We start from the raw sequence: 10,610 nt of genomic DNA, 5'->3' as shown, positions 1-10,610 counted from the left end.
ACAACGCACGCCGGCTGTTCGGCTCCTCGGCGGAGGCGCTGGCGGGGGAGCTTGCGGACGTGGACCGGACCCGGGCAGCCTATCTCAACGCGCAGGATGAAACCGCCGTGCGGCGTGAGGCGTTACAGCTTCATCGCAAGTCGCTGAAGACGTTCGGCCAGAACAACTCCTATTGAAAGGCCCGCCATGGCCCTGTCGGTGCAGCTCCAGGAACGCGAGGACTTCGAGATGCGCACGCTGCGTGCGCTGGGCGGTGGGGCGGCCGCGGGCCTCCTGGCGGTAGCGGCCTCGCGGCTGCATGTCCACGTGGACACGGGCTTCTTCGCGGTGGCGGGGGCGGCGCTGGCCAGCGCCCGGGTGGACTGGAAGGTGCGGCTGGGGATGCTGGTGGGCCTGCCGGTGCTGCTGAACATTCCCGACGTGCTGAACGTGCCGACGCCGCTGGCCGAGGCCTGCATGGGGACGCTCGCGGCCGGCGTGGTGGGCTGGCTGGGGACGAGCTGGCGGCCCAAGCCGTTGCAGGTGCTCGCCGGAGCGGTGGGCGCGGGGGCGCTGGTGCCGCTGGGCCTGTTCGTGAAGCAGGTGATGGACGTGCGGCTGTTCGACGGACGGCTGGGCGCGGTGGGGGCGGTGCTGGGCTTCGCGGCGGTGGCGCTCTTCTGGGGCGTGGGGATGCTGGCGGCTCACGTGCAGGTGCACGGGGACGCGGTGGAGGCGCGAGGCACGTTGCTGGAGAAGCAGCTCTCGGGCGAGGCCCAGGGACTGCTGGCTCGTGCGGTGGCGCTGTACCGCCAGTGCCGGAAGGTGACGGAGAAGCTGGAGGCGGGGCCCGGGCGTACGGAGCTGGTGGGCGTGCTGGAGAAGATGACGCGCGAGGTGTTCAACCTGGCCGAGTCGCACGCGGCGCTGGAGGCCCAGCTCGAGGCGGTGGAGCAGGGAGACGTGGACGCGCAGGTGAAGGAGCTGCGCGCCAAGGCGGCCGCGACGACGGATGGGGTGGCGCGGCGGCAGCTCGAGCTGGCGGCCTCGTCGCTGGGCGAGGAGCTCAACCACCTGGACGCGCTGGGCCGCAAGCGGGAGCGACTGCTCGCGCAGCTGCACGCGCAGGTGGCGCTGCTGGAGCGGGCGCGGGTGTCGCTCGTGGGCGTCCAGGGCGGTGACCTGGGAGCGAAGGGCGCGCAGGCGGCGCAGCTCGCGCGCAAGCTGGCCTCGCTGGGCCAGGAGGACTCGGACGCACCGGCTCCCGCCCCGCGGCCCGAGTCCACCAAGGTGACGGGCTGAGCACCCTCCCGGACACGCGCTCCCGGGTGTCGAATACAGCTCCAAACCAGGGGGACCCTCCGGGCTCGGTTCGGCGCAACCTGTACACTTAGTGGACAGGTTCGTGACGAGCGCGCCCGGGAGGCCGGTAGGTCTCGAGGGCCGTGGCAGGCGTGCGGGGGGCGGGCTCCCCGGTCCTGCTCAATCCTCGAATTCATCACGGTGCCGGAGGCAGACGGCGCTCGCCAGCATCGCGACGCCCATCACCAGGCAGGGATAGGACTCCCGCGAACGCTGACTCCACAGCACCCAGAAGAAGAAGAGGGCGAGCCCCCCCATCAGTCCGAGCGCCCCATTGGCGAGGGACTTCAGCCACCGGAGGCGGTAGCGCTCCGCCAGCGCCGAGAGGACCGCCGGCAGGAACAGGCTCCCCGTGAGGATCGCCAACTCGTCGAGGTAGCGCGTCCAGGTGCGCGTGCTGACCAGCGCGAACACCAGGCCCGGCACGACGGCGCTCACCGCGGCCAGCCCCACGCCCCAGCGTGACGAGCGGGACAGCGCCCGCGGCGGGAGCCGGTGCATCCGCTCCAGCACCTCCGGGGGCACCTCGAGCGCATAGGGGTAGCCGAGCGCCAGCAGCGCCTCCAACGCCGCCGGGCGCACCGGCTGCCCGTCCTTGCCGTAGAGCTCCCCGAGCGCCTCATCCGACAGGAGGCGCAGCAATTGATCGGCTCGCTCGCGCGGGGACTCCCCCTCCGCGAGCGGCCCCGAGAGGCCCGCCAGGAGCCCCTCCACGTCCCCGAGCGTCACCCCGGGAGCGCTCACCGTCTCCACCCACTCCCGTAGCGGGAGCGCCCTCGGGCCGGACTCCAGGGAGTCCAGTCCCGGGAGGGTGCTCTCCTCGGAAGGGGCGGGGGTGATGGCTCGAAGGCGCTCCATGGGGAGGAGCCTAGCGCGCCTTCCCCCGCCCGTCGCCTCAGGCCGGGACCTGCTCCTTGTCGGCCCGGCTCCAGTGCCGGTGCTGCGCGATGGCCGCGATGAACGCCTCGGGGAACTTGCTCATCCCGCTCGCCTCGCTCGTGACGATGCCCGGCGCGGCGACGTCGAGCCCGCAGGCCCGGAGGAGCTCGACGCCCTCCTTCGTCGCCCCGAGGGTCTTGCAGTGGCGGTACGCCTCCTGGACGAAGTGCCGCGCGTCCCCGTCCTTCTTCAGCGCCGCCACGCTCGCGGACCCGCCCGGAATGAGGACGGCGTCGTACTCGAGCGAGTCCGTGGTGGGCGCGCTCTTGTCCACCTCCACGGACTTGCCGCCCTCGCCCTTCACCGTGCCGAGGAACTTCGCGATGACCTTCACCTGGGCCCCCGCCTTCTCCAGCGCCTTGCGCACGGTCTGGAGCTCGCCGACATCCACGCCCTCGGCGACGAGCACCGCGATGCGCCGCGTCTTGATGGAGTCCTTCTTCGTGTTCTCCATGCTCAGGGCCGGCGACTTGTCGAGGGTCCCCTGCACCACGGCCACCTTCGGCTCCGGCAGGCCGAGCCCCGCGGCCACCGTCTTCGCGAGCCCCTCGTCGATCTTCGCGAGGAGCTGCTCCACCACGCGCTGGCGGATCTCCTTCGTCTCCACCTTGCCCAGCTCGAAGAGGAAGGCCTGGGTGAGGTGCTCCTGCTCGGGGGCCGTGAGGCTGCGGAAGAACAGACCGGCCTGGCTGAAGTGGTCCGAGAAGCTCTCGCTCCGCACGCGCGCCTTCTCGCCTCCCGCCTTCTCCGGGTAGTGCACGAACCCGCCCTGGTTGCCGGCCGAGAGCATCGGGCAGCCCCCTCCGAGCGAGTTCGGGTGGTAGTTGACCCGGCTGGCGTTGAGGGTGTGCCGCTTGAACCCGTCCTGCTGGTGGTTGCGCACCGGCACGAGCGGGCGGTTGATGGGAATCTCCGCGAAGTTCGGCCCGCCCAGCCGCGACAGCTGCGTGTCGAGGTAGGAGAAGAGGCGCGCCTGCATCAGCGGATCATTCGTGACGTCGATGCCCGGCACGAGGTTGGCGACGCAGAAGGCCACCTGCTCCGTCTCGGCGAAGAAGTTGGTCGGGTTGCGGTTGAGCGTGAGCTTCCCGATGCGGCGCACCGGGACCAGCTCCTCCGGGACGAGCTTCGTCGGATCCAACAGCTCGATGCCGAGCTTCTCCGCGTCCGCCTCCTCGATGATCTGCACCCCCAGCTCGTACTCGGGGAAGTCACCGTTCTCGATGGCCTCCCAGAGGTCCCTGCGGTGGAAGTCCGGGTCCTTGCCGGCGAGCTTCTGCGCCTCGTCCCACACGAGCGCGTGCGTGCCCAGCAGCGGCTTCCAGTGGAACTTGACGAAGCGCGACACGCCCTTCGCGTTCACCAGCCGGAAGGTGTGGACGCCAAAGCCCTCCATCATCCGGTAGCTGCGCGGCAGGGTCCGGTCGGACATGCTCCACATCACCATGTGCGCCGACTCGGGGACGAGCGAGACGAAGTCCCAGAAGTTGTCGTGCGCGGTGGCGCCCTGGGGCATCTCGTGGTGCGGCTGCGGCTTGGCCGCGTGCACCACGTCCGGGAACTTGATGCCATCCTGGATGAAGAAGACGGGGATGTTGTTGCCCACCAGGTCGAAGTTGCCCTCCTCCGTGTAGAACTTCACCGCGAAGCCGCGCACGTCCCGCACCGTGTCCGCCGACCCGCGCGAGCCCACCACGGTGGAGAAGCGCACGAAGACGGGCGTCTTCACCGACGGGTCCTGGAGGAAGCGGGCCCGGGTGTACTCGGCCATGGACTCGTAGGGCTGGAAGTAGCCGTGCGCCGCCGAGCCCCGCGCGTGGACGACGCGCTCGGGAATGCGCTCGTGGTCGAAGCGCGTCATCTTCTCGCGGAAGTGGAAGTCCTCGAGCAGCGTGGGCCCTCGGGCTCCGATGCGCAGGGAGTCATCGGTGTGCGAGACACCAATGCCCTGGTCCGTCGTCATCCGGCTGCCCGCGGGGTCCGCGCGCTCCGGCGCGAGCGCCTCGTCCTTGCTGCGTTCGTGGATGCTCAGCTTCTGTGGGTCGTTCTTGGCCAACGCACTTCCTCCGTGAGCCGCACCACATGCTCACGGCGGGGGTATTGGCGAACGGTCCCCCTGTACTTCGAGCCCTCCGTCTGCGCGATGGACGACGGGAAGCCCCTGGACCTCCTCGCGTTTGGTCCATGGAGGAACAGACGCGGTGTCCACCAGCAATGGCCAGAGGCCCCGGGTCATCCCCGGAGCCTCCCACCCGGCGCGCTCGCGCCGCCTACTTCGAGGACCGGGAGCGGCTCGCGCCGGAGGCACCCTTGTGGCTCTCGACGCTCAGGGGCTTCACCGGGTGCAGGCGCGCCGCGGCCGTCAGCCTCGTGATGATGCTGGCGTTGGCATTGCCTGGATCCTCTTCCTGCAGGAGCTGCTCGATGCGCTGCTCGATCTCCTCGCGCATCCGCCGGCCCTCGGCGAGCGCCGCATCGATCTGATCCCGCACCTGCACGGAGTGCTCGTCCATCGCGGCCCGACGGTACGCGGCCGTGTCCCGGCGCACCGCGATGCGCCCCGCCGTGCCGCCCGTCTTCTTGGGCCGCCTCACCGTGGGGCGCTTCGACTGCCCCGTTCCTGCCTTGCGCTTGTCCGCCATCGCGGCCTCCTGCTTCACAGTCGATCTCCCCGGAAGGTGGGGAGTGCCCCGACGGGCTGGTAGTCCCCCTCCTGGTGGGGGATGGGTGCGAGCAGGCGGACAGTCGTCCCATCCGCTGCCCACCTGGTGCCGAGCCACCCGCTCCCCTCGCCATCTACGAAGGCCTTCGTTGACATCTACGAACCCCTTCGTATACTTGGGGGGAGAAGCTGACGGGAGGGAGAGCGATGAGTGAACCGAAGCCGCCGCGCCCGACGGACGCGGAGCTGGCCATCCTCCAGGTGCTGTGGGAGCGCGGCCCGAGCACGGTGCGCGAGGTGCACGAGGTCCTCAACAAGGACGCCGCGGGCACCGGCTACACCACGGTGCTCAAGCTGATGCAGATCATGACCGAAAAAGGGCACGTGGAGCGCGACGAGTCCCAGCGCGCCCACGTCTACCGGGCGAGCGCCACGCAGCAGAAGACGCAGCGGCAGCTCGTGACGGACCTGTTGGACCGGGCCTTTGGAGGCTCGCCGGCGCAACTGGCCATGCAGGCCCTGTCGACGAAGAAGGCCTCGGCCGAGGAGCTGGCCGAGCTGCGCAAGCTGCTGGACACCCTGGAGGGGGAGGAGACGCCATGAGCGCGACCGTGTTGCAGTCCCTGGGCTGGGCGTTGCTGCACCTGCTGTGGCAGGGCGCCCTCGTGGCGGCGGCACTGGCGGTGGCCCTGCGCGTGCTCGACCGCCGGTCGGCCGCCCCGCGCTATCTGCTGGCCTGTGGCGCGCTCGCGCTGATGCTCGTGCTGCCCGCCCTCACCGGCTGGCGTCACTTCGCCTCCGTGAAGAGGGCCCCCCTCCCGGAGTCCTCCCCGGTGACGGCACTCGAGGCGGCGTCGACTCCCGCCCCGACGCTGGCGCACCCGGGGGCCCGGCACCTCGCCGCCCCGCGCGCTCCCGAGCCGACGCCCCCGTTGGAGCGGGCCCTGGCGCTGCTGGGCGAGCACATGCCCTGGCTGGTGCTCGCGTGGGGGCTGGGCGTGACGGTGTCCTCGCTGCGGCTGCTCTCGGGGTGGCTGCGGCTGCGCCGGCTCGTCCAGGAGGCGGGCCCCGCTCCCGCCGAGTGGCAGGAGACGCTGGAGACGCTGGCGCGGCGCCTGGGGATGACGCGCCCGGTGCGGCTGCTGCGCTCGGCGGCGCTGGACGTGCCCGCGGCGGTGGGCTGGCTGCGGCCCGTGGTGCTGCTGCCCGTCTCCGCGCTCACCGGGCTGTCGGCGCGGCAGCTCGAGATGGTGCTGGCGCACGAGCTGGCCCACATCCGCCGTCATGACTTCGCGGTGAACCTGGTGCAGACGCTCGTGGAGACGCTCCTCTTCTACCACCCGGCCGTGTGGTGGATGTCGCGCGTCATCCGCGTCGAGCGCGAGCACTGCTGCGATGACATCGCGGTGGGCACCAGCGGCAGCGCGGTCTCGTACGCCCGGGCCCTCACCGCGCTGGAGGCCCTGCGCGTGATGCCGCTCGGCGAGGCGAGCCCGGCCATGTCCGCCCTGGGTGGCTCGCTCACGGTGCGCGTGCGCCGGTTGGTGGGGGCGCCCGCGGCCCGCTGCTCCTCGCGGTGGGTGGCGGGGGCCTCGGTCCTCACCCTGATGAGCGGCATGGCGGTGGCGGCGCCCCTGGCGGCCCTCGTCCTGCCCGCGCCTCCCGCGGCGGTGGCCCAGGCGCCCCTGCCTCCCGCGCCCCCGAGCCCTCCCGCCCCGAGCGTCCCGGCACCGGTCATCGCCCAGGCGCCGGTCGTGGCCCCGGTGCCCACTCCCGGCCCGGTGCCCAATCCGAAGCCCGTGCTCGCCGGACAGCGGGACAGGGACTCGGACTACGACGAGGACGAGGACACCACCCGCGTGGACACCACCCAGAAGCTCTCGGTGGACCAGCTCGTCGCGCTCAAGGTGGCCGGCGTCACCCCCGAGCGGGTGAAGCAGCTGGAGTCGCTCGGCTACGAGCCCACAGTGGGCAACCTGGTGCGCTTCGGCCACGCGGACATGACGCCCGAGTACGTGAAGGAGATGACGGGCGCGCTCGGCCGCAAGCCCACCGCCGAGGAGCTGATGGAGATGAAGCACGTGGGCGTGACGCCCGAGCGGGTGCAGGCGCTCGAGGCGGCCGGCTACGGCAAGCTCTCGGCGGACGACCTCACGCAGGCCGCGGCCGTCGGCGTGGACGAGCGCTTCATCGCCGAGCTGAAGTCCGCCGGCTACGACAAGCTGCCCTTCGACGAGCTCGTCGGCCTGCGCGCCGTCGGCGTGAGTGGAGCGTACGTCCAGGCGATGAAGGCGGCCGGCTACGACAAGCTCTCGGCGGACGACCTGCAGCAGTTCAAGGCGCTCGGCGTCTCCCCCGAGTACCTGCGCTCCCTGCGCGAGGCGGGCCTGGACAAGCTCCCCGCGGAGGACGTGGTGCAGCTGCGCGCCCTGGGCGTGGACGCGGACTTCATCCGCAAGCTGCGCGACCAGGGCCTGGACAAGCTCTCGGTGGAGGAGCTGATCCGCCTGCGCGGCAGTGGCGTGGACGCGGACTTCATCCGCGAGCTGCGCAAGAAGTAACCCGCGGTCCCTCGAAGGAGCCAAACCATGAGAATCCAGCGCCTGCTGTCTCCCCTCTTCGCCGCCGTGCTGCTGTGTGCCGTCTCCGCGCTGGCCGCGCCGCTCTCCAGCACGTGGACTGGCAAGGTCCAGGAGGAGCGCCTCCAGCTCCACTTCCAGTTCAAGGAGCATGGGCAGCTGGGCCTCGGCCTCCCGCGCTCGGCCTTCCAGGGGCTGAACCCCACGGACGGCGCGGACACGAAGTTCCAGCTCGTCCGCGAGGCGGGCACCGTGAACTTCCAGGGCCGCTTCGCCGCCGGTGAGGGCGCGGGTCACTACCAGTTCGAGCCCAATGCCGCCTGGCTCCAGGAGATGGCGAAGCTCGGCTACACGAAGGTTTCCCCGGAGGAGCAGTTCCAGTTCGCGCTCTTCGACCTGGGGCCGGCGCGGGTGAAGGCCCTGGCGGAGCTCGGCTACACGAAGATTCCCCACGACGAGCTGCTCCAGGTGGCCATCTTCCAGGTGACGCCCGAGCACATCCGCGAGCTCGCCGAGGTGGGCCTGCGCAACCTCGACCTGGACGACCTGATGGCCACGCGCATCCACGGCGTCACGGCGAAGTTCGTCCGCGAGGCCCGGGGCCTGGGGCTCGGCGAGCTCTCCCTGGAAAATTTGATGGCCATGCGAATCCACCGCGTCACCCCGGAGTACGTCCGGGAGATGCGGGAAGCCGGCTACCCGGACGTCACGTTCGAGCAGCTCGTGGAGATGCGCATCCACGCAATCGACTCGAAGTATGTTCGTTCCCTGTCCGGGAATAAGAAGCAGGACAAGAAGTAGGTAGGGCCGCGAGGGGATCTTCACATGCTGCGCGACTGGGTACTGACGGCGGGACTGCTGTGGGCGGGGGTGTCGGTCGCGGCGGTCGAGGGTCCCGGTCGTACCCAGTTCCTCCGCGCGGCGAGGGCGAGCGGCCCGGTGGTGGTGGACGGCAAGCTGGACGAGGACACGTGGGCCCGCGCCCCCGTCTTCGACGGCTTCGTGCAGCGTTTCCCGGACGCGGGCAAGGCCCCCAGCGAGCGTACCGAGCTGCGCGTCCTCTATGACGACCGCAACGTCTACGTCGCCGTCACCAGCCACGACTCGCAGCCGGCGCTCATCAACCGCAACCTGGGGCGCCGCGACAGTGACGTGTACTCGGACCGGGTGCGGGTGCTGCTGGACACGACGCATGACCACCGCACGGGCTACTCCTTCACGGTGAACGCGGGCGGGGTGCAGTCGGACGGCCTCTACTACGACGACCAGCAGTACAGCGCGGACTGGGACGGGGTGTGGGACGCGGCGGCGGGCCGCATCGAGGGCGGCTGGGTGGCCGAGTTCGCCATTCCCCTGTCCCTGCTGCGCTTCCCCGAGGCGCCGGTGCAGACGTGGGGCTTCTCGGTGCGCCGGGACATCGCCCGCAGGAACGAGGAGCTGGAGACGGTGGACAACCCGCGCACCAGCAACGCGGTGGTGTCGCGGCTGGGCCACCTCACGGGCCTGGAGAACCTGCGGCCGCAGCGGGCGGTGGAGCTGGTGCCCTACCTCGCGGCGCGCACGGTGGCCCGGCCCCAGTTCTCGGACGCGGCGAGGCCCGCGCCTCGGCTGATGGACCCGTCGCTGGACGTGGGCCTGGATTTCAAGGCGGCCCTGAGCAGCAACCTCGCGCTGACGGGCACGCTCAACCCGGACTTCGGCCAGGTGGAGGCGGACCAGCTCATCCTCAACCTGTCCACCTTCGAGGCCTTCTTCCCGGAGAAGCGCCCCTTCTTCACCCAGGGCATGGAGCTGTTCAACCCGGTGGGCGGACAGGGCGGGCCGCAGACGCTCTTCTACTCGCGGCGCATCGGCCTGGAGACGCCCATCCTCGGGGCAGTGAAGCTCACGGGCACGGTGACGGAGGGCGTGGAGGTGGGCCTGCTGGACGCGGTCGTCACCGGGCCGTGGCAGCGGAACGTGGACGAGGAGCGGCCGGACCGGAACGTGGGCCTGCACCTGACGCGTCCGCTGCACGTGGGCCCCAACAACGCGCTGCCCACGGACCCGGCGGTGCCCATGAACTACCTGGCGGCGGTGGTGCGCGGGAAGGTGGGCGGGAGCTCGCGCGTGGGGGGCATGGTGACGATGGCCACGCCCCTCACCGGCCGCTGCTCGGAGGAGGACGCGGCGCTCGACGAGGAGCTGCGACCGGTGCCGTGCCTGGCGCGGGCGGGCAACGCCGCGGCGGTGGACTTCGACCTGAAGACGGCGGACGGGCAGTACGGGCTGATGGGGCAGCTCGACGGCTCGCAGACGGTGGGCGGGCTGCCCGAGCGCACGCTGCGCGACGGCACCGTGCTGCGCCGGGGCGCCACGGGCTTCGGCGGCTACCTGCGCGCGGGGAAGTTCGGCGGCGAGGGCTTCCGCTGGGACGTGGCGGACGCCTTCTCCACGCCCACGCTGGACCTCAACGCCATCGGCTTCCAGCGCACGCAGAACGAGCACGCGCCGCGCCTGTCGCTGCGCTACCAGCGCCCCAACGGGATGGGGCCGCTCAAGGCCTACTTCGCCAACTTCACCGTGGGCTCGCAGTGGACGACGGACGGCCGGGGCCTCAACCGGGGCAGCTGGATCAACTTCAACACGACGGCGCAGCTGCCGAGCTTCGACAGCGTCGCGCTGGAGGTGGGCGCGGACGTGGGCGGCTGGGACGTGCGCCAGCTGAATGGCTCGGGCGTGCCGCTGCAGAACCCGAACTCGGCCTTCCTGGTGCTCATCGCGGACACCAACGAGAACCGGCGGGTGGCCGCGGGCGGCTACCTGGCGGTGGCGAACCACTTCGGGATGGGGCCGGTGGCACCGAGCTGGGGCTGGCAGGCGAACCTCTATGGAACGGCGCGGCCGCACCCGGCGCTGGAGACGCGGCTGGAGTTCTTCCTGGACCGCACCCCCACGGGACCGCGCTTCATCGACGCCCTGGACGACAACCGCTTCCTGCTCAGCCCCCTGCTGTCGGACACGCTGTCGCTGACGCTGCGGCAGCAGTGGGTGGTGACGCCGAGGCTGACGCTGCAGGGCTACGCGCAGCTCTTCACCGCGTATGGCGC

At 71.2% G+C, this 10,610-nt stretch carries 8 protein-coding genes; 5 read left to right on the top strand and 3 right to left on the bottom strand.

What is annotated here, in order from left to right; all coding sequences use genetic code 11:
* Window positions 1-186: 186 nt before the first annotated feature.
* Entirely contained in the window at window positions 187-1,281 is a 1,095-nt protein-coding gene (locus tag VF697_RS10945; RefSeq protein ID WP_331094022.1) for a hypothetical protein, read from the top strand.
* 180 nt (window positions 1,282-1,461) lie between these two features.
* Here VF697_RS10945 and VF697_RS10940 read toward each other — a convergent pair whose 3' ends face one another.
* The 3 genes from VF697_RS10940 to VF697_RS10930 all read right to left on the bottom strand — a co-directional run bounded on the left by VF697_RS10940 (window position 1,462) and on the right by VF697_RS10930 (window position 4,922).
* The gene (locus tag VF697_RS10940; protein ID WP_331094020.1) at window positions 1,462-2,199 is read right to left on the bottom strand and encodes a hypothetical protein; all 738 of its coding nucleotides are present in this window, start codon (window positions 2,197-2,199) and stop codon (window positions 1,462-1,464) included.
* A gap of 37 nt (window positions 2,200-2,236) precedes the next feature.
* Window positions 2,237-4,336, bottom strand: a complete 2,100-nt coding sequence (locus tag VF697_RS10935; RefSeq protein WP_331094018.1) for a catalase — start codon at window positions 4,334-4,336, stop codon at window positions 2,237-2,239.
* Window positions 4,337-4,550: 214 nt separating this feature from the next.
* Complete coding sequence (locus VF697_RS10930) at window positions 4,551-4,922, bottom strand: hypothetical protein (protein WP_331094016.1); 372 nt, start codon at window positions 4,920-4,922, stop codon at window positions 4,551-4,553.
* 227 nt (window positions 4,923-5,149) lie between these two features.
* Between VF697_RS10930 and VF697_RS10925 the strand changes: the two genes are divergently transcribed.
* The 4 genes from VF697_RS10925 to VF697_RS10910 form a co-directional block, all read left to right on the top strand.
* Window positions 5,150-5,545, top strand: coding sequence for a BlaI/MecI/CopY family transcriptional regulator (locus tag VF697_RS10925; protein WP_331094014.1), 396 nt, complete (start codon window positions 5,150-5,152; stop codon window positions 5,543-5,545).
* Window positions 5,542-7,503 (top strand): M56 family metallopeptidase, encoded by a 1,962-nt coding sequence (locus tag VF697_RS10920; protein WP_331094012.1) that lies wholly within the window; start codon window positions 5,542-5,544, stop codon window positions 7,501-7,503. The genes VF697_RS10925 and VF697_RS10920 overlap by 4 nt, the downstream gene beginning before the upstream one ends.
* A gap of 27 nt (window positions 7,504-7,530) precedes the next feature.
* A complete protein-coding gene (locus VF697_RS10915; protein WP_331094010.1) occupies window positions 7,531-8,322 on the top strand; it encodes a hypothetical protein in 792 nt (263 codons plus the stop codon).
* 24 nt (window positions 8,323-8,346) lie between these two features.
* Window positions 8,347-10,610, top strand: a 2,264-nt coding sequence (locus tag VF697_RS10910) for a DUF5916 domain-containing protein (protein WP_331094008.1), incomplete at its 3' end; no start/stop codon positions are given.

The organism is Archangium sp. (assembly GCF_036388035.1).
Lineage (GTDB): Bacteria > Myxococcota > Myxococcia > Myxococcales > Myxococcaceae > Archangium.
This window is presented reverse-complemented; position numbering and strand designations above follow the sequence as displayed.

Coding starts and splice junctions, on each gene's coding strand:
- VF697_RS10945 (WP_331094022.1), top strand. CDS start 187: ATGGCCCTGTCGGTGCAGCTCCAGGAACGCGAGGACTTCGAGATGCGC.
- VF697_RS10920 (WP_331094012.1), top strand. CDS start 5,542: ATGAGCGCGACCGTGTTGCAGTCCCTGGGCTGGGCGTTGCTGCACCTG.
- VF697_RS10925 (WP_331094014.1), top strand. CDS start 5,150: ATGAGTGAACCGAAGCCGCCGCGCCCGACGGACGCGGAGCTGGCCATC.
- VF697_RS10940 (WP_331094020.1), bottom strand. CDS start 2,199: ATGGAGCGCCTTCGAGCCATCACCCCCGCCCCTTCCGAGGAGAGCACC.
- VF697_RS10930 (WP_331094016.1), bottom strand. CDS start 4,922: ATGGCGGACAAGCGCAAGGCAGGAACGGGGCAGTCGAAGCGCCCCACG.
- VF697_RS10915 (WP_331094010.1), top strand. CDS start 7,531: ATGAGAATCCAGCGCCTGCTGTCTCCCCTCTTCGCCGCCGTGCTGCTG.